The following is a 21,240-nucleotide window of genomic DNA, read 5'->3' on the forward strand; positions in this document are numbered from 1 at the left end:
AGAATGCAAAGAGAAATTACAGCAATATTTTTAAATTTATCGTAACAGAAAAGCCGGACTAATATTGAGTTCGGCTTTTTTGTCGGCATCATAATAAATCGTAAGTCTCCAACCATGATTATTGTTAATAATATTTTGGTTGCAAATGAAGCGTTACCAATCATTAGTTAATCAATAATGACTACCCATGAATAGTGGACGACTACCCATGAATAGTGGGTTGCTTCACATTCGCATAACGGCTTGCAACCATTGATCAAGATGTTGCTGATTCGATGCTTGTTGTTTTCTGTCTTTTATGTTTTGCTTGTAAATGGGTAATGCCGTTTTGTAGAGTCCGTCGTTATAATTTAAACAATCCATACCATTAATGGCTATTTTAGCTGTGTATTCCATTGGAGGGTTTAAAGAGTTGAGAGCAACAACAAAACTATACAATGAGCTGTTATCCTGCATCTTTTTCATTTCGTTAACTGTTAATGTTTTTAAACATTTACGTCTGATCGTCTGATTTATTGCTGTAAGTGCATTACTACATACAGGGCAAGTTTTACCAGTGGTCTTGATGAATTGAACCTCATTTTTAGACATATCTCTAACAAGGTGTGGTGTCGTCAGTGAACTACATCCACCTAACAATATAGCAATCGATACAGTTAAAATTTTCATTTTTAAACGCTATTCGTTGAAGTTGTAGTAATTGTTAGTTAATGACTAAAAAAATGCAATTAAAAAAGCCTAAGTAATAGCAATAACCGTTACTTAGACTTTAATGTTATCCGTTCCTGAAAGTGCAATTGTAATTAAGCTACTTTTTGTTTCTGTTCTAATTCATCATCCTGAATACCTATAAGTTCACGCTCTACCTCAATAAGACGTTTACGCACACCGATCAATTTATCAAGATAAATAAATTCTTTGCCAATATTTTCATTGGCAGTAACAATGTCTTTCAATGTATCTTCATGAAGTCGTTTGTTAAATTCCAAAGTGGACGTTAGATTATTAAGAATAGACATAACTACATTTATTAGTTTAATTTCGGTTACATCTTGAATTTCAATCGAGTAACTTGTTTTACCTGTAACGTTAACCGTGTATTGATCTCTATTCCAATTAACAGTTTTTTCAAAATTAATATTAAATCCCGCGATAGTTAAAACATTACCACTCTCAACGTCACGAGTTGAGTGACCAGCCTTATAACGGAAATCAAGCCATTTCATAAATAAATGCTCTGATACGTCTTTCTTGTCTTGGAACATAACATTATTAAATGTTGCATTAATTATTTTACTATCAGTATTCTTTGCCTTTTCGTAAGACTGAATATCAGATTCAATATCTTTTAGAGTATTAATAAGTCTGTTTGCTAACGCCTCATTTTTACTCAAACTATCTTGATAGTGGTGTTGTTGTTGAGAATGGCGTTTTTGTTGTGTTTCAAGTTTAGTGATCTCCTTGTTAAGCTGCAAATGCTCAAGAATAAGAACGTTTCCGCTGATTTCTGCCTTGATTTCAGCAAATGTAAGTGAATCGGATGCTATATCTGAAATAGTACGCTCGTCTAATTTTGCTGTTCTAAAAGCCTCGATCCACTTACTTTTATTTTCTAACGTTTGGTATAAGAAGCTATCTAGGCTGTTACGGGTAGCGTAGTAAATAACATTAACTTTAAAGTTTGCAGGATCACTTTCATACAATGTGTTTCCTTGTCTGATAATACGTCCTGCCCTCTGTTCCATATCACTTGGCTTATAAGTTGGGTCGAGCATATGAACGGCAACACCTTTTTTATTGATATTAGCGCCTGTACCTAACAGTGTCGTACTAGCAATAACAACACGTTTAACGCCTGAGTTTAATTGTAAGTGTAATTCTTCTTTTAATAGTGGTGTCCTGTAATCTTGAGCAAAAGCGATCTCATTTTCAGGAATATTTCTGTTTAGTAACTCTTGCTTTAAATCATCATAGATCGAGAAGTTGGAGTTAACGGATTCAATTTGATCAAAACCGATTGTATCTAGTTCGAGCAGTGCCTTTTCATCCCCGTTATCGGCTAATGCCTTTAATTTTATGATTTTGGCTTTAAGTGCTTTTTTATCTTTATTCGGAACACTAAGATCACAAAATACAATTTGAGTTCCTTTTTCCGCGTTGTATTGTGTGTAAAGTTCTTTGACTTTATCAGCACAAGCAATAACTTTACTGTTTGAGTTTACAGGGGCGCTTGAGTCCAGTATACGCATGTCAAGACTTGCACATCGAGCGTGATACATGACGAGTAACATATTATCGTTATTGATTGGTGAATTTCTAAAATCCTTTGCTCTGTCTGCTAATTTATCGATAAAATATTTTTGTGTCTCACATGGATCAACAAAAATTGTTTGTGCCTTACCACCTTTCAACGGTGGGATCATTGGATAACCACCATCTAGGCAAGGTAGGTATTCATTAAGCTCACTTGCCGTTACTGTTTCAGCTATACACCCATACATTGCTGATAATTCAGGTAAATTATTAAACGCTCTAAGTCGTGTTGTCGGTTTAAATCCTGTTCCTGATGGTGATATTTCAAATTCAGAAGTTACGGATGCGTAAAGATTCGCCCATGCATCTAAGTGATGTAATCCCATATTTTTTAGATTTTTATAATCCAAGAAGCGCTGAACCGTAAAAATTTCAGCAATACTATTTGAGATTGGTGTTCCCGTTGAAAATAAAACGCCTGCATGTTCATACTTGTCACTTAAAAATCTAATTTTGCAGTACATATCGAAAGCAAGTTGAGAACCGTTAGAGTTTCCTAAACCACGAACGCCACTTAACGCTACTGTTTGATATTGTAGGTTTTTATAAGATTGTGCTTCATCCGCAATAATTGAGTCGAACAACAAATCCTCAAAATCTAGTTCTGTTGTTTTCGCCTTACGATTAATTAAGGTGTTAAGTTTGAACTCAAGATTTTTTAAAGACGTCTCCATTTTTTTCACATTGAATTTTTTTGATGATAATTTTTCAACTGCGTCTCTAGTTGCCTCTATTTCTTCTTCGAGAATTTCCTTTTCCTTGCTTACTGGTAATGGTATTGCCTTAAATGTTGATTGTGGGATAATGACAATCTTTGAACCTGTCTTGATCTTGTTCAGTGTGCTGATACGATTTTTTGAACTCATATCGTCGGTAGACAATACTAAAAGTTGTTCTGTAGGGTAAAGGTGTAACCACTCTCTCGCTACCTGTTCAACTAGATGATTTGGTATGACAACGGCAGTACGCTTTTTTAATCCTAGTCGGTGCCATTCGTGGCAAGTCGTTGAAAACATGTAAGTTTTACCGCTACCAACTGACAAATCAGCGAGAAGAGTAGGTTGTTCAAGTGCTCTTCGAACACAAGTTAATTGATGTTTGCGTAGTTTTATTGACTCGTTCATGTCGGGTAAAGTTAGCATCGAACCATCATATTGAGGCTTCACCCATCGATTAAAACGTTCGTTATAAAGGTCCTGCAATTTAGACCGTCTTGTTTTGTCTTTCCAGACCCACTCCTGCCATAAGGTACGGATCTCGCTGGCGATACCCTCGACCTGTACGGTTTCATCTTTATTTACATAACGCTTACCATCAATTGTGTATGTCACAATTAAATTACGTGATTGCATCATACGAGTGATGATTTTTGTACTGGTATAGTTTGGCAGACCAAATCTTTGTGTGTCAGTTAAATACGGCACACCGATACACCTAATATTCCAGATCCCTAATAAATATTCAGCTTCCACACTCTGCGCGTTTAATGTTTCACAAATAAATTGGCAAACAATTTCTTTTGGGAGCCAACCCGCATTCATATCGACTTTAATATCAATTGCGTTTACTTCTTTTGGCTGAATTGCTGTTAATTCCGTACAATTTATTAAGTATTGAGAGTCAGTTTTCGCGGATTCTGTTGCAATTTTTAGTTTCGTTTTAACATCACCTGACAAGTATGAATCTTTAAAAACATATAAATTAGTTTGCGGATCTTTAAAAATGGTAGAGCCTATTAATTCTTGTTTTACATCTGTTTCAGATTTACCGCACATTAGACCGATGTTATTTAAATCGATGGTGTGAAATTGACTATATGTAATCCATAGAGCGTCTAAGGCGGTTTCTGTGTGTGTTGGTAACTTAAAAGGTGAAATGACACGCTGAGAAAAAATAGCTGCTTTGGTCGCTTTTGGTGGCGTGTAGATAACACCTAAACGCTTCGCTTGATCTTTAGTTACTCCACATTCAAAATTTAACTCTAAAGCGGCTATATTTGTATATGATGGATCTTTATTAAACGCCCGTTTATTCGTTGACTCATTAATAAAACCAAATTTCGAAGTAAAAGCATCATAGACATTATTAAGTTCATTGCGAATGGAGTTTAATTCTTGTTCGGATGCATTATCTAAACGCTCTTTTTCTAGTAATTTAGATAATATTTGTTTAATTGGGATCATAAGTTTAATTCGCTCTGCGCGTTTACCTGTGATCTCCTGACAAACCTCAAATAATTTTTCGCCATTTTCTGAGTCAGCAATACGAATGCACACATCATTTGATGTATTAACCGAGTAACCACCGACAAGAATATAATCAGTAGTAGTAACATCGGTGTAAATTGGAAATACAGCATCGAGAAAGTTTTGCTGTTTTTCGACGACGATATTAGGTTCTTTATAAATACCATCGGGAATAAGTGATTTTATGGCTGTCTGTATATCACCCACTAGATCTGTTGAGTTATTTACACATTGTATGCCTTTACCTGCAAAATTGCCGATACTGACCATTTCACCCAACACTTGATCGGGATTATTTATAAAGAAATTATTAATTTCGTATTGAACATTTGTGTCAGTGAATACAGTTTGTGTGTTTATCCAGTCAGCATAACCGTTGATATTTTCGTCACGTTGAAAAATAATAACATCCACTGATGCATTAGCCCCTGCGTGATTTTTAAAACATTCTATAGGTAGGCGTAATGCACTGACAATACGCCCCATTTTGGCAAGCTGTGTTCGAGCTGTGGGGTTTTTAGCGTCAAGAAATGATGTAGTGACAATGGCTGCCATTAAACCACCATCACGCAGCAAAGAGGCTGCTTTACACATAAAATAATTATGGATAGTTAATCCGTTTAAGTCTGAGTTGTAAACATCAAACACTTTATCTGAACCAAACGGGGGATTGATTACAAGTAAATCTGTATTGGATTTAAACTGTAGACTCTCAAAGCCAGTTTTTGCATACAGTTTCGCTGATGGGTATAAATGTTCTAATATCTCACTTGAAAGATCGTCTAATTCAACAAGAGTTAAATTAGATTCTGTAAGCATATCTTGAGGCATAGCATTAATTAAGCCACCAACCCCCGCGCAAGGATCAACAATATTGCCGCCATTAAACCCTGATTTTTCGATTGCTTTGAATAATGCCTTACTTAAAAAATGAGGTGTATAAAAGGCATTGGTGGTCGATTTTCTTGCAGCTATGTACTGATCATTGTTCATTAACAATTTTAAGGTATCGCGTTTGTCAGATTCTTTTTTGTTTGAGTTATCAAAAATAGAAGCTATAGCCCCCCAACCGCAGTAAGAAGCAAGTTTTTGTTGCTCGGATAGAGTAGCCGCACTATTACGCTCACGTAACGTTTTTAATATTTTTAGTGCAATTACGTTAGCTTTAAAACGTTGACTTGGTGTTGTCGGCATTGTTAAGGCCGAGGACAAAAGGAAATCTTTAGCCGCTGTTAAAATATAATCTTTCTTATGATTGCTATTATAACGATCAGTGAAGCGATTAAGATCTTCATCGTCACCAAAAAATAAGGCTGTTTGACCACTACCATATACAATGGTTTTAACATTTTGAGCCTGAGTATTTAAACTTGAAAACATAATGTACCTACGTATAAATAATTAACTTGTACAAATATTTTCACATGGTTTTCTATACGCGCTACCCCCATTTTATTAGTACAACTTATTGAATTATCGGCTTAAACTCGTTAATTATGTAAGTGACATACCGCAGAATAACGGGCAACTTTGAAGGTATAAGGGTAAGTGACATACCGCAGAATAACGGGCAACTTTGAAGGTATAAGGGTAAGTGGAATACCGCAGAATAACGGGCAACTTTGAAGGTATAAGGGTAAGTGGAATACCGCAGAATAACGGGCAACTTTGAAGGTATAAGGGTAAGCAACCATTAATGGGTTGTTGTGCATTTGCGAATTGCATTAACTGCCACCTCAACGGCGAGTGTAGTAATTAAGGTGATGAAAGCTAAAATTAAAGAAATGATAAGTATAATTGTTAGTGTAGATAGTAACCTAAAAATAAAAGTAAGGGTTAGTTGCGGTAATAGTAAGTAACTAACACTCAGGATTAATACCATAGCGATAATACCAGTAATACTATTATGAAGATCAGCTCTAGATGGTGACATGTGCAATGCAATAGATCCTGAAAGATAGACCCATACCACCAATCGCCAAAAAGAATCGTACGTTAAAAATGTAAGTAACTCTCTTGAAAGTTCATTGATAGTAAGCAGCATACAATTAGATATTGTCGTCAAACCACTGAGTTTTATCGTACTTACACTAAGAAAAATATTATTGATGTTTGAACCGGGAAGCAAGATGTTGTTCACTAAGTAAATCGCTAACACTCCACCAAATAAAGGCGCAATACCAATAAAACAACTCCCCGCAGTTTCGAATAAATTATTTTTATTAAATGAATGAACCACACTACCTAGAGTACCATCAGCAGAAGGACTGTATAACGAAATTTTATGTATTTTATGCCTAAATAATATACATAATAAACAGTGACTTAGTTCATGTATTGGTGTGCCAATAATAGCAGATGAATTTATACCTTTAGAAAACATTCTTACATGGATGCTAAAAGAAAAATGTTGCAGAGAGTAAAGTAAATACATTAAAACAATGTCAATTAATGTTGTTGTTATGATAGCTTTGTTCATCGATTTGTCGTCTTTATTGATTTGCAGAAGACATATTAACAATAACTTTTGAAATCGTGTGCTATTTTGATAGTCTATTAGTATAGTTTCGTATGTTAATTACAAAATCCACCTCATATTTATGCTTTTTGAGATGGTTTATCTGTTTTTTCTTTTTAAACTATGCGGTTGAATTATTTAGTAGGATATATTGATTGATGATTAATGAATGCGATGTTATGAATACTACAAAGATGGAGCTCTTAGATGTAGCCTCATCTTTGTGGGATTTTCACTGCTCTAAAAACACAAAGTCATTTTCTCTGCAAGCACGTATGATTTGTGGATGTTCTGTTGTGAGCCTTTATTGTATTAATGTTCATGGCCATACCACCCCCGTAATGATTAATGCTATTTGGGCTAAAAAGATAGCCAGCATTTTTAATTGTCATAACCATACCTATCTAAATAACATCATAAGCCATGTTCATTTAGTTATAATGAGCACTGGCGCGTATCAAATTAAATTTAAGTAAGTTGCTAAAAAATGAAAAAAAAATTAACAAGTTTAATTGTCGCTAGCGTATTCGGATCATTTTTGTGTGGAACAGCATTTAATGCGTACAGCTATTCGACTAAAGATTCAAAAGATGTAGATAAACAAAAGGTTGAAGTTAAACATGCAGCAATTGCACCTCCGCAGCTAGAACAGCTAATTAAAAATGGGGTGGTTAAATTAGTTGAAACCTTTAAACATGGAAATTATGTTGGTTATCTAGTTGAGAGCGATGGAGAGTACCATCTGTATTGGGCTACAAACGATAACATGGTCATTGCTGGACCGTTAATCGATGCTAACGGATACAATATTACAGATCAGTATTTGAATGAAAAAATGCCTAAACCTGATTACTCCGCAATTTATAAAGACATTTTGAGTGATAAGGGCGTAATTAATACTCATCCTGAATATAAAAGCGACAAAGGTACAATGTATGTTTTTGTTGAACCATTCTGCGGTTGGTGTGCCAAGTACCATCAGCAACTAGAACCGTTAATTAAAAATGGACTAAACGTTAAATGGGTACCGGTTTCATTTCTATCTGAAAAAAGTAATGGTGTTATTCAACATGTGTTCGACCAAGCTAATCCGTCTGAAGCTTGGGATCTACACGTAGATTCTCTTCATAAGTCTGAACCGATAGTATCTGTAGCAACAGAAGCAACCAAAGCTGCAATTTCAGGTAATTCAGAATTAATGCAGAGATTAGGCGCAAAGGGAACGCCAGCAACAGTTTATATGTTAAATGGCAAAGTGCATGTTGGCGGTATCATGGAACAAAGTAAGCTGATTGCTTTGGCTGAACAGTTAAATGCTGAACGTATAGGAAAATAGGATCGAGGTTGACGATGATTAATCTAAAGAACATTGTTTTGTCCACTGTAATCGTCGGATTTGTGGGTTTGTCGTTATCAACATACGCAAAAGCCATAACAGCAACAAATGATTATGATAGTTCTAAAGATTTAAAGATTGTCGGCCAAGATAATAATCTTAATAATGTCCGTGATGATGTTGATGAAATTATTGATGAGTCAGTAATTGGTAATCCACTACTAAAAACAGAGTTGCGACGGTATGCTTGGGCGTTAGAACAGTATATGCAAGCGCAAACACCGACACAGATTATTAATTATACATACTCAATGGATGCTCCTCGATGGTGTAGCATCGCATTAGGTATTTCTGATGATGATTACTCTGAATATGCCGCTATCGTGTTTAATCAAATGATTAATACAACTCAACGGAAACTAGCCGTGGCTAAAGTTGACATGCGATTAAGGAATTTAGGCTACGTATCAAAAAGGATGCGACCTTTTTCTGATTATTGTGAAAAGGGATTAATATAACCGCCGTTGGCGGTTTTTTTTGCATTATACTTGATTATTTTATATTTTCTCTTGCGATTTTAACGAACAACGTTATTATGTCGCCACAAATTTCAAGGTGGTGAACATGACCAAGTATTCATTAATGGATTTCGCTAGAGTTAATGGCATATATCGTGTTAAGGGTATTATTAACATACAACCACTACCTGATAGGTTAAAACAACGAATCTTAGATAATAGATTTAGTAAAGCCGGGCGCTGTTATGACAACGTGTTTGGTATTGTTAATAGTGGATTGTTCGATAATGCTCTATATGTTCTAGCTGTTGCCTCGAAAGTTTTACCTGTCCAACACGCTATTATTAAAATTGGTGAATGTTATTTCGATCCGACATGGGAACTGAATCAATCAGATTCCAATGTGTTTGACCAAGAAGGTCAATATTTAGTGATTGATGAGTGGGATAGACCCGCGCTTAATGAAATCATTTTAAAAACACAGTCATCGGACGGTATTTGTTACGCACCAATGATTAGCACGATTAGAAAAATATTATAAATTAAAAGGGATGTACCATGTCATTATCGCACGATATTTTAAGCGAAGAACAACTATTAAAAATCAAAACAGTAATATTAAAAAATATTAATGATAGTGAAAGTCGTTTAAGTACATATACAGTAATGAGTTCACAAGATAGAGATGGTGATCAGATTGATCGTGCTAATTTTGAATATGATAGAAATCAAAATATCATTTTAAAAAATAGAGATACTGTCCAAATAAAATTATTGCGTAAAGCGATGACTCTTTTAATTAATGACACGGAAGATTTTGGTTACTGTACAAGTTGTGGTGTGGATATTTCGTATCCCCGCCTACTGATCTGCCCTGAATCAATATACTGTTTAGAATGTATGAGAGTGCTAGAATTAAAGAATAAAATTAATCGAGTGGAAACCTGCCTTGGTTAATTGCGGAATTGGTATGTAAATATCACCCATTATCAAAATTATACATATCTGTTACGTATTAAAATGCTTGAATAATTATTTTATTCAGGCATTTTTTTATGAAAAAATCTCTTATAGCTACATTATTATTAGGGTTGTTACCCAGTTTAGCTAACGCAGAATTAGTTACGTTTGGTTTTACAGACTCCGCTAATAAACCTAAAACAGTTATACCTAAAAATATTTCATATTTAAACGCTTCTACACCGATCACTTACATTTTGAGTGGTGGATTAGATCGAAAACTTCAAATTGTAGTTAAAGATGCTAGTGGATTAGAAATTGATAAAATTACAAGCTCAATTATTAATATTCATGATCGAATGACCGTTAATGGTCGAGATTTCTATGGTAAGTCGATTGTGTCAGATAAAAAATTGAGTGATGGGCGTTACACCATTACAGCTCAAATTTTGGATATGAATAATAAAGCTATTCAGAGTAATGATTTTGCTGTGGATATTGATACTGTTGGTCCTGTCATTACTGGTGATATTACGCATAAAGTATTGGCTCAAGGCGGCGGTAATGTTGCTATGTTTGATTATCTTGAGCAACGTGAACTATCGGTATCTGGTGTATCAGATAGCAATAGTGGATTAGATAAAGCTTATTTCACGGCGAAATTAGCTGGAACAGATAAAACATTAGAAACCCCAGTATTATTAGATCCAGTTACGGGGGTTGCTTCATGGTTAAGACCTTCAGGTGGGACATACCGACATTTGTTTTATAAAAACCGATCCAGTTATGATATTGGTTTTAAAGTTTTTGATCGGGCGGGTAACGTTACAGAAAAACATCGTATTTCAGATTTTAACGGAGTCTGTGGAGAAAAGAAGATCCACAGCATTTTTAATCCAAAAACGAATAAATGGGATTTATATAAATCAGGTATGACGATTTATGCCAATCCATATAAATTCAGAGTTAGCGTACCTCGTAGCGAAAACACTCATACTTCAGGGTCTAAATTTGGCTATATATTTACCCCTGCAGCCAGTGATGAACAATATGCTTATTTTGAAGCGTCTGCGTCCATACCTCGAACCTACTCATATTGGGAGTTTACAACTACAGCGGGTAACTGTGGCTTAGTGAATCAGAGTTGGATTAATGTAAAATTAGCAAACGATATTGAACAAGGTCCTGCGTTCGTAAGTATGAAACAACATATCATACAGGATGACTCGTGGCATAGCGGCACAAACATTACTCGTAACACGCCCTATACGATTGATAAAATTGAAATTGGGGTTTCTCCTCGCTCCTATGAACAAAAGGTTACTATCGGTAGCACAGGCACATGTACTGTACCTGCCAATCAAAGCACTTGTGTAGTAAGTGGCACCCCCCATGAACATTTGGTTGGTCGTGGTTATATCCCGTATCCAGTTTATATTGCATCAAGCGATGGGAAGTTTTCAAATCACTATACGTATAGTTATGAATATTGGGATTTGAATGCACCTGTTTTTGAGAGTATTAAGCAGGATAAAGTTCATGCCGAAATGGTGGTCTATGATGCTGATGCCGTACAGGATTGGCGTCGTGGATGGTGGTTGCCGCGCGAAAAATACATATATGCTTATGACGTCAATAACCATAAAAAAATCAATTTAAAGCTTAAAGATAGTAATGAGCCGACTTATCAAAAATGGTGGGTTTCTTACGATTTAACGTCATTACCTGAGGGTGAATATAGACTTGACGCTTTCGTTAAAGATGTCTATGGAAACTCTCGAACTCAAACGATAACAGAACTCTTTAAAGTAGATCGTAGTGCGCCTAATATCAGTTTTAATAGTGAAGGAAAGCCATTAAAGGGAGAACTGTATGGGTTAGAGAATTTACGTATAACCTTGAGTGATGCTAATAAAGCCAAGATCACAAATATTAAGCTGGAGGGTGGACCGACTAAAGATAAGGTTTATCTAGCTTGGTCTGATTTAGGGGATAATATATATCGAGCTGAATACCCAAGATTATTTCCAGCTACTAATAACACTGGTTTTTACACGTTAGAAGTAACTGCAAAAGATGTTTTTGATAATACGGGAGTTTATCAGGAAAAATTTAAGTATTTCCCTGCAAACTGGCTGCAAGTAGGCCGCTCTAAAACGCTACCATCAAACACGCCCCTTTTGGACCGTAAAGATATTCCGGTAGCCACAATTAAGAGTAACGTACTTCGTACTGATAGTGGGGCTATTGCTACTGGTGACCAAGAAGTATTTTTCACTCTCCGTTCCGACTCTCCTTATTCTGTTGTTTTTAATGGACAAAATATTACTCCAGGAGAAACGAAAATGATAAAAATGAATCTTGGTGATACCGGTGAAATTAATACTTTTGTGACGCCGATTGGAAATGCTGAAGGTGAGGCAAACTTTATGTTTGATATCCCTCAGCTCAATTCTAAATTCAGTAAATGATGTAAGTTGAATACGATAACGATAAGATTTTACCACGATTTCAAAATTTAACGTTAAGCACCCTAAATTGACACCCATTATCACGATTATTAAATGATGATTTAGGGTAATTTAAAACTTGCGATTTTGCTATTTAATGGTTAATTGATTATGAAGCACATGAAATTAAAAAAAGTTGCTGTGGGTGTTACTCTTGCAATTTGTGCTGCTCATTCATCTGCTAAATCGATTCTTGTTACCGGTTCAATTGATGCTGTTTCACCAAAGGTCACTTTCCCTGTTGTTAAAGATCAACAGGCTTTTGTAAGTCCTTTGAATTTTATGGCAAAAGAGGCTCAGCATTCAGGCTGTAAATTGACGGGAGATCCTGCCATTGCTAAGGCTGATCACGGTAATGAATTGGTTTGTTTGTTTGAATGGACAGATTTACCTCGAGGACTGTCACCTGCAGGAATGGAGGCTAGAGGCTTTCTGCTCGCAGAAGGTCACCATAAGCTTAGTTATGATATTTCTTATTTCAGTGGTAGCCAACTTGAAAAGGTATTGATAAGTAAAGGTGAAACCACAATTGATGCAGTTGCACCAAAACCGCCTGTAATTAAGACGATTGTGACTAAATTAGATACAGGAGTGCAGACTGGCGCTATTGTTACTAATTATAAGCGCACATCAGGATTACGTGCGGTAACTATTACGGTTGAGCCTCGTACCTTTAGACAAGTAATACACGTTAAAGATGTGAATTCGTGTATTGTTGATATTGGTAAAACGTCATGTCTGATAGATATGACAGGGGTTAGTACCACAGATGATCAAGATAGTAGCAAAGGCGAGAAGCACATGAATTTGTGGGCTGACTCGGATAATGGCTACTTCTTGGATAATAACAATGTAACGCCATTAGATTATACGGTTAAATGGGATTATTCTGCGCCTAAAATTGAAGCGTTCGCAATGCAAGCCCTTAACGAAGAAAGTGCCAAGCCTGTGCAGGGTAATGTCGATGATACTTATTATGTTGTTGATAACGAACAAGCAAAATTAGTTGTATCGTCACCGCATGAAGGGATGGACGGTGATTGGTGGGTGCCTGATGCTGTGATCGAATTTATCCCAGATCCTACATTTAAGCCGAAAATTCCAGCATTTCAAATTAATGGCCGAGATTTTAATGGTGATGGTCAACAAGCCATAATTCAGTCTCAAAAATCATTTGTTGTTAAACCAATTAAGGCACCAGAGTTAGTTAAAGGAAAGTATGTATTCTCGTTTGATTTACATCAAGTGGCTGATGGTAAATTTATCCCTAAAGTAACAGTGCAAGACAAATACGAAAATAAACAAATTAGTACGTTGGATGCTGTTAAATTGGACCGTGAACCACCAGCCGTTACGATGTTCTATCAAGATGGTAAATTTAACGATTCAGGTAAAATTTATTACATGCAAGATTTAACTATCGTCGCTCTTGATACGTTTGATGGCGGTGCGATAATTAATGAGGCACGAATAAATGGCCAGAAGTTAATTCTTGAAGGGAAACAAAGCTTTGTTAAAGGCTTGGCCTTGCCTAATAATTTTGAATTAGCCCCACAACATGAGTATCCGTTAACGGTTAATGTTAGTGATAGTGCCGGTAATAGCTATACAAAAACATTTAAAGTGTTTTATATGCCAATGGATTATGAATTGGAATCCGTTAACAATACATTTTATTCAAACGTACAGCGTATAAAACTTAAAGTACATCAAACCCAAGGCGTCAATTGTCCGTTATATGAGTCATTGAGTGACATCCAGAAATACCCATATCAGTTTGGTGAGGATCAACGATGTGTTCTTGAATGGACTGGTGTGCCTGATGGCGCTGCAGGTGTGTACTTGCGCGGTCAGGGCATAATGACGGGCAAATTTGCGAAAATAAGTGAAGAAGTCGATAACGCAATTAATTATCGTGTTTGGATGTACGATAAGAATGGTCGTCGGGCATTAGCTGCAGATGAGACAAATAAGCTAAAAGTTATCGCTCCACCACCGATTAAGATGACGGTAAATCAGAGTCATTCATTAAGTGAAAACCGCTTTCCTGTACCATTAACAGGCGGAACGGTAACATTTGCTCGTGCATCAGGGGTTAACGCTGATATGCAAATTGCTATCGATGATGGTAATAGTGTTAAAACTCAGTTAGTTCGTCAGCGAGGCTTTGCTAGCGCGGATAATTCAATTGGTACGCGTATCCGTATGTCGCAAGGTAAGCTGTGGGAAAATCGAAAAGTAAATTTACATGGCCGATATACTTTAACTGATAAGCATTCTGCTGATGAAAATATCAATGTGCTATTTGTTCCGCCTCGAGGTATTTTTGCCAATATTCATCAAGATGGTGTACGTCAATTAGATAATGCTAACCCAACCGTTGAATTTAAGATGGGCGCGTATGACGGCAAGACGGATAGTGTTATTTACAATCCTGAAACGCAGGGTGCATGGACTGTATATCTAGCGAAAGAACGATTCGATCGTAAACAGCGTAAGACGTTTTATGATCCACTGACTAATAAAGAACAACTTGGTAGTAATGGTACATCTCGATTTACGCTAGATCTGTCAAATGTCGGTTATGAGTCATTTAGATACGTTGGTGTTGCAGAGCTAACGTCACCAGATGGAACATATCATCGTCAAATGACAACGAATAGTGGAGTCTATCGTGTGCTTAAAAGTGGCGCAATTGATGGTAACTTAACTACGAGTCGTGTGAGTAATCGTGTCCCATTCTCTATGAGCCTTGTTTATCATCCTGAATCACGAGCAGATAATGAAGCGAAAGGTCATATTGTTTGGGAGTGGAGCCGCGATGGTAAGACTAATTGGCAGAGAGATAGTCTGTATGATGATAAGATTCGATCTCGCCGCTTAATTACTGAACCTGGTAAGTATTATGTTCGCTCAACAGTAGAAAACCGACACACGCATGTTAAAAACATATCTGAAGTCATTGAGATTTTAGGTTATGAAGTTCCTAAACTTGAAGTTGAAGGCGTGCGTATGCTACATGATGGTGAACAAGGTAACATCACTTTGATGGACCATAAACATGTAGCTAGGGAAGGTGAAGGTATTATTGAGTGGTCTACTGACAATAAAAATTGGAAAGTAGGCGGTAATACATATCATATTACTGGCACAGGTAAACGAATGAAATTCTATGTTCGTATGAGCTATCTCGGTAATGAGCTAGCAGGCCGCCATGCATATGACTACTCACGATATACAGTGTTGGTGAAGGAACCTAAGCCTGTTCGTATAGGTATTCAACATCCACAACTTATCGAAACAGGTAAACCGTTAGATCTTGTTGCAAAAGTCGCTTTACAATCACCGGCATTAATTACTCCTATTGAAAGTGAGTGGATATTGCCTGATGGTAAGGTTATTAAGGGTAATAAATTACACTACGTGCCAACGGTAGAAGATGCAAAGGCAGGTGTGACTAAGTTGAAATTCCAAGCTTGGGCACAAGGGTTTAAGCATAAGACATTCCGTGAAGAGTCATTATTCTTACATACTTGGGAGTATAAATTCCCTGATTTCAAGGTTCATTTGAAATATCACACTCGTTACGCGCCAATGACAGCAACGGCATATTTACGCCAAACTGGTAAGCGTCTTCCTGTTCACATGGATTTCAAATATAAATTTGAGCCATTTGAGGGGATGAAGATCACTGAAGATCGCAGTAGCCGTGGACGGATTAACTTTGTTGTTGATAAACCAGGGTTATATCAATTCCATGTAAACGTTCAGGACGAACGTGGAAATGATAAATTGTACACTGAGTTCTTAGAAGTGTTAGATCCACCAGCACCAGTAGTCAATCTGAAGGGGCGTTATAGTACGCGATTTATGCGTGCTCCATTGGACGCTGTGTTTAGAGCAAGCATTAAACTTGGCCATCCAGAAGATCGTATTGAAGAATGTGATTGGTATTTAGATGATAAGTTGGTGGGTCAAACAAAACGAGTAACTTCAATTCCAGTAATGGATATACCGCAAGGTAAGCATGTCTTACGTTTGCATGTTAAATCTCAATTTGGTATTGAACATGATGAGTTGTTAGACCTAGAAGTTGCTCCGAACCAAAAGCCGACTTGTGAAATGAATGTTCGTCAATATGGTTCAGTGTCTCAAGTTTATGCGGGTTGTAAGGATCCTGATGGTAAAATGAGTACGTATACATGGTATAAAAATGGTGAGAAAATTCACGGCCATGCTGGTAACGTACAGCTCTTCTTGGATAAAGATGAGTCATCAGAAATCAAAGTCGATGCGTATGATGATAGTGGTGACAAAGTAACAAGTTCAATCGTAGTAAGATCTGAACGAAACTAACACCACGATAAAAATCGTAAGAGTCATACGATAAAAGCCACCAAATTTATTGGTGGCTTTTTTACATCGCATAACCGATAAGGCTTGTTGTTTTCGATCACTACTTCTAATTACATATCCAAAAACTAATATCACTCGGTGATAGTCTTATCAAACTCACCAATAAAATCGTAAGAGGAATACGATAAAATCCACCAAATTTATTGGTGTATTTTTGATAGCGCATATTAGAAACCATGAGAGGATTGTTATTAATTAATATATTTAAAGGTAATAATGATCATGTCACGTAGATATACTATCAAACAGTACGCTCAGACGTACTATAACAATAACATTGAGAATTTTGCACATGATGCCAATATGAGCATGGAAGATATTAGCGCATTACTTGATTCAGATAAGATTGTACTCGTTGAACAAGGAAAGCATACGTTATTAGATTCTTCTAACTCAATCCTGCCAGTGATCCCATTTAATGTTTATCTAAAAAAAGTCGAATCTTTAGTTGTTTGTTTTAGCTATGGTGATCATGATTTTGAAGTTGAAATTAATGATCCATTGCCGCGAGTGCTGGTGGGCGATGAGAGCGTCCTGAAATCATTAGAAATTGAGTATATATATGATAGCGTCTTAGTAAGAGTGGACTCGAAATTTGAGATCGCCATTGTTAATAATGAAATCGCGTATCATAGTAGGACTGGTGATTATCGCTTAATACCGAATAACGATAATAGTCTTAAAGATGCTTTTTATGTCACAGTAGAAGAAGCTATTCACAAGGCATCTAAATTAGGGGTTAGCGTGTTTTTTGATGAATTACCGATATGGACATGTAGAAAAAAATAATTTGTAGTTACTGTAATACGAAAAAAGCCAGCAATTAATTTGCTGGCTTTTTTCGAGAGTACAATGCTCAATACTCTTTTCGGAGACTAAAAACGTCATAACCGTCAACGGATTAACCAGACCCTCAAGTTACAACAGGTGCTAACTAGGCACCATACACCCACCTTGGAGAAATAGATGTTCTGTATATGAGTGCTGTTATCTAACAACACCCTAAATTCAGGCTAATACTATCAATAAACCATCTTTCTGCAAGCGGTTTTTTGACGAGATTTTAATGAATTGTGTTTAAATGACTAAAAAATACTATAACGCTATTCATTGAAAGCGAAAGATTGGATAATGTTTTTTATTATTATCTGATCTTTACAGGCTTTGCTGTATGACAATTACGACAACTTCTTTCGAAGGTGTTAAAACTTCATTTTTTAAAGAACGAATAAGAAAGCCAATAATACTTGGTGGAATTCTGGTTTTATCTATATCGGCATTTTGCAATCGCTACACTATTATTCCGCCAACAGGATCGGTGCCTTGCATTAGTGGTCTGGTATTTTTATTAGATAGACATGACATGAATATTCATGAAGGGGATTTGGTTACCTTCCTTGCCAAAAATACGCAGTTATTTGCTAACGATACTGTATTTACTAAGTTGGTTGTTGGTGATGCTGGCGATGAAGTTAAAGTAAATAGAAATAGCGTGTCAAATGCAGGGAAAGTGTGGAATACGGATATTACGGTTGCAGCACAAGTTTTGAAAATGCCACTTGATAAATTATCGAGAACTGAGCGGATAAAAGAGAATCATTTATTTGCGATCGGAACATTGCCCGGTAGCTACGATAGTCGATTTTGGGGAGAAGTAAATATTGAAGAACAAGTGGTAGGGAAAACGTATGTGCTCATTTAAAACAAAGACAATTGTAAGTGCCTTACTATTAATTATGACTGGTCAGGCATCATCGGCGGTATTAACTCCAGATGACATGTCCATGATTAATAAATCACAAGCAATAATGGCTGCAGCAGCAGAAGGTGACGCTCCTGATTGGCTAAAAACTTATGATGCTGAAAAATCAGTTGAAAATAATGGTTCGGGTTGGAAAAAGTGGAACCCTGTTGCAGAGAAAATCGCCCAAAATAGCAATGACTTTGTAACCAAATCTATAGCAAAAACATATGGTGTAATTGGTGATGAGCGCAATAAAATTCATACCCTGCCAAGTACGGTACGTGCAGATAGCCCACTTAAAAAAGGTGAGGAATTATACTATTTCATTTCGTTTAGCGAATCTGAGAAAGAAATAAAAGAAATCATGCAGGCTGCAGCTGATGCTGATGCTCGGATTATTTTGCGTGGTATGAGACCTCAAGATAAATATGTAAATCAAACATCGTATGCCATTAATGTAATGGGCAAAGATATTCGTCCAGTTCCTAAAGTGGCGATAGATCCGCGATTATTTAAAGTGTTTAAGATCACTAAAGCACCCATGATGGTTTATCGGAAGGGTGATAAATATGTTGTTGGTAGTGGCATTACAACAACTAATTGGTTTTTAAATAAAAGTAGAGAAGTTAAAGAGAATTATAAGACATTAGGTAATCTGTCTCCGACAAAACCAATAGTCGAAAAAGATCTTATTGAAGAAATTAAAAGTCGCGTGGCTAAAATTGATTGGGAAGCCAAACGAAAAAAAGCGATGGATCATTATTTTGAAAAGTTACCAAGCTTTTATTTGCCACCAGCTCAAGTTGATAAAACTTATGAAATAGATCCTCGGGTCCGATTTAACAAGGACGTGCGTACAAAAGCTGGAAAATTATTGGCTAAAAAAGATAGCGTCGTTAACCCTATGGACTATTTCCCAGGGAAGACACTTAATCTCTTCGTATTTAATCCTCAAAGTAATATGCAAAAAGCAGTAGTTAAACAACAAATGAAATTAACCAAAGGTGAGAATGCCTTACTTGTCACTGGAATTGATAAAGAAAAAGGTCTCAATTCTATCCGTGATATTTCAGATGAAATGGGTCTGCAGGTTTATTTACTACAAGAAAGAATGATCAAACGTTTTCAGCTACAGCACAGTCCATCAAAAGTGGTGTTGGGCAATGGAAAAATAACCATTACAGAATACGGCACACGTAGCCAAAACATAGCATTGGATGATCTTAAAATGATTGAGATTGAAGATGCCCAATTAATAAATAAAAAAGGATAATCACATGCGATTAGTTATTTATGGTTTAATTTTTGTTGCAGGCGTAATTTTTGCGTATAAATTTCCAGAGCAAGGGCACGAGTTAGTGACAAGAGCAGATATTGTTCTTAATTATGCCCACGCGTTAATTCAGAAGTAATTGTCATGTTATTACGACAAAACATTAAACAAGTATTTGTGGCATTTATTTTCGTAATTATCACCTTAAGTTCAGCGCCTAGCATGGCGAAAGGTGCTGATTTTTTATCAGATGCGGCATGTCCTGATAGTGGATATTTTAAGGGTTTGATTAATAAATTTTGTTGGTCATGTACTTTACCGATAAATTTAATGGGATTTCTTTCTTCTCCGCCAGATGGAGGATATAAAAATGCTTTTTGTCACTGCTCTGACGAACTAGGTGTTCCAAAATTTGGGTTTCATATAGGATATTTTTCTCCCGAAAAAATAATTGAGGTATCGACGACTCCCTGGTGCTCGCCAACACTCGGAGGGACGATGATGCAAAATAACCTGACCCAAATGGGTGCTCAGGGGATGGGAGAAGATGCTGATGATACAACCATGGCAACTTACCACTTTAATTATTTTGATAACCCAATGTTTAAGATGTTATCTATTTTTTTAGTTCCCTCTTGTGATAAAGACCCCGGTATTATTGACCTTGATATGGCTTACATGTCGATCGTTGATATTACATGGTATCAAGATATGCTGGCCTTCATATTTAATGCTGATGCAACGGCATTTGCTAATCCAATAGCTCAAGCCGCCTGTGTTGCAGATTGTGTGTACATTACCGCAACCAGTGACCCTAGTGATCTTAACTGGTTCTGTTCTGGTTGTGATGGGCAACTCTATCCATTTACCGGAAATGTTTACACAGATGAAAATGCGATACGGTCATCATCATTAATTGTGACGCGGGCACTCGCATCATTACATAGACGTGGTTTAGCTAAACAAACGTATGGTAAAAAAGCGATGTGTGATCGAGTGTACGCACCAATGATACCAAAGCCGATGTACAAAGTTTCAATGGCGTGGCCAAAACCAGAGGTTGATGGATTTGGTTTTAGCACTAGCGTTCCATCATTAAATGCTGATGGCCAACAGCAGAAAGATGGGGATGGTAACGTTTTAATGCACGATATTAATCAACATTGTTGCCATCCACTTGGTGATAACTGGTTGAAGTGGGGGTTAGGTAGAATGACTCCAGGGGGAGGGAAGGATAACACCTTCGTTTATAATATATTCCGATATAATGATTGCTGCGTATTTTATGGCGCAAAATAATTTACGTTAAGTGTAAAAAAGCCGAAAACTAATTTAGTATTTCGGCTTTTTTTACATAAAATTGTAATTTACATACGGCAGCTTACGAAATCAAAATTCATTGTGTT

The 21,240-nt window shown here is 36.5% G+C and carries 15 protein-coding genes; 11 read left to right on the forward strand and 4 right to left on the reverse strand.

What is annotated here, in order from left to right:
* Positions 1–225 precede the first annotated feature (225 nt).
* The 4 genes from GLP24_RS14780 to GLP24_RS14795 form a co-directional block, all read right to left on the reverse strand.
* Positions 226–669, reverse strand: coding sequence for a hypothetical protein (locus GLP24_RS14780; protein WP_101767567.1), 444 nt, complete (start codon positions 667–669; stop codon positions 226–228).
* 134 nt (positions 670–803) lie between these two features.
* Positions 804–5,939: a DEAD/DEAH box helicase family protein gene (locus tag GLP24_RS14785; RefSeq protein WP_232569135.1), complete on the reverse strand. Its 5,136-nt coding sequence runs from the start codon at positions 5,937–5,939 to the stop codon at positions 804–806.
* Positions 5,940–6,049: 110 nt separating this feature from the next.
* Positions 6,050–6,271: a hypothetical protein gene (locus GLP24_RS14790; protein WP_232569134.1), complete on the reverse strand. Its 222-nt coding sequence runs from the start codon at positions 6,269–6,271 to the stop codon at positions 6,050–6,052.
* On the reverse strand, positions 6,253–7,038 hold the full coding sequence (locus GLP24_RS14795; protein ID WP_101767587.1) for a hypothetical protein: 786 nt from the start codon (positions 7,036–7,038) through the stop codon (positions 6,253–6,255). Before GLP24_RS14795 ends, GLP24_RS14790 begins: the two co-directional genes overlap by 19 nt.
* A 526-nt stretch (positions 7,039–7,564) precedes the next feature.
* Here GLP24_RS14795 and GLP24_RS14800 point away from each other — a divergent pair.
* The 11 genes from GLP24_RS14800 to GLP24_RS14845 all read left to right on the forward strand — a co-directional run bounded on the left by GLP24_RS14800 (position 7,565) and on the right by GLP24_RS14845 (position 21,133).
* Positions 7,565–8,413: a thioredoxin fold domain-containing protein gene (locus GLP24_RS14800; RefSeq protein WP_101767589.1), complete on the forward strand. Its 849-nt coding sequence runs from the start codon at positions 7,565–7,567 to the stop codon at positions 8,411–8,413.
* Between the two features lie 38 nt (positions 8,414–8,451).
* Complete coding sequence (locus tag GLP24_RS14805) at positions 8,452–8,931, forward strand: hypothetical protein (protein WP_144043145.1); 480 nt, start codon at positions 8,452–8,454, stop codon at positions 8,929–8,931.
* A gap of 106 nt (positions 8,932–9,037) precedes the next feature.
* On the forward strand, positions 9,038–9,472 hold the full coding sequence (locus GLP24_RS14810) for a hypothetical protein (RefSeq protein ID WP_101767609.1): 435 nt from the start codon (positions 9,038–9,040) through the stop codon (positions 9,470–9,472).
* 17 nt (positions 9,473–9,489) lie between these two features.
* Entirely contained in the window at positions 9,490–9,888 is a 399-nt protein-coding gene (locus GLP24_RS14815) for a TraR/DksA family transcriptional regulator (protein WP_101767610.1), read from the forward strand.
* 98 nt (positions 9,889–9,986) lie between these two features.
* The gene (locus GLP24_RS14820; protein WP_101767611.1) at positions 9,987–12,362 is read left to right on the forward strand and encodes an Ig-like domain-containing protein; all 2,376 of its coding nucleotides are present in this window, start codon (positions 9,987–9,989) and stop codon (positions 12,360–12,362) included.
* Between the two features lie 159 nt (positions 12,363–12,521).
* Positions 12,522–16,757 (forward strand): Ig-like domain-containing protein, encoded by a 4,236-nt coding sequence (locus GLP24_RS14825; protein ID WP_167388508.1) that lies wholly within the window; start codon positions 12,522–12,524, stop codon positions 16,755–16,757.
* A gap of 282 nt (positions 16,758–17,039) precedes the next feature.
* The gene (locus GLP24_RS14830; RefSeq protein WP_101767613.1) at positions 17,040–17,606 is read left to right on the forward strand and encodes a hypothetical protein; all 567 of its coding nucleotides are present in this window, start codon (positions 17,040–17,042) and stop codon (positions 17,604–17,606) included.
* Between the two features lie 382 nt (positions 17,607–17,988).
* A complete protein-coding gene (locus tag GLP24_RS14835; RefSeq protein WP_101767614.1) occupies positions 17,989–18,519 on the forward strand; it encodes a S26 family signal peptidase in 531 nt (176 codons plus the stop codon).
* Complete coding sequence (locus GLP24_RS14840) at positions 18,506–19,834, forward strand: TrbC family F-type conjugative pilus assembly protein (protein ID WP_101767615.1); 1,329 nt, start codon at positions 18,506–18,508, stop codon at positions 19,832–19,834. Before GLP24_RS14835 ends, GLP24_RS14840 begins: the two co-directional genes overlap by 14 nt.
* A gap of 4 nt (positions 19,835–19,838) precedes the next feature.
* Positions 19,839–19,973 (forward strand): hypothetical protein, encoded by a 135-nt coding sequence (locus tag GLP24_RS19870; protein WP_256385077.1) that lies wholly within the window; start codon positions 19,839–19,841, stop codon positions 19,971–19,973.
* A gap of 5 nt (positions 19,974–19,978) precedes the next feature.
* The gene (locus GLP24_RS14845; protein ID WP_101767616.1) at positions 19,979–21,133 is read left to right on the forward strand and encodes a TraU family protein; all 1,155 of its coding nucleotides are present in this window, start codon (positions 19,979–19,981) and stop codon (positions 21,131–21,133) included.
* Positions 21,134–21,240 lie beyond the last annotated feature (107 nt).

Source organism: Photobacterium carnosum (genome assembly GCF_021236965.1).
In the GTDB taxonomy this organism is placed as follows: domain Bacteria; phylum Pseudomonadota; class Gammaproteobacteria; order Enterobacterales; family Vibrionaceae; genus Photobacterium; species Photobacterium carnosum.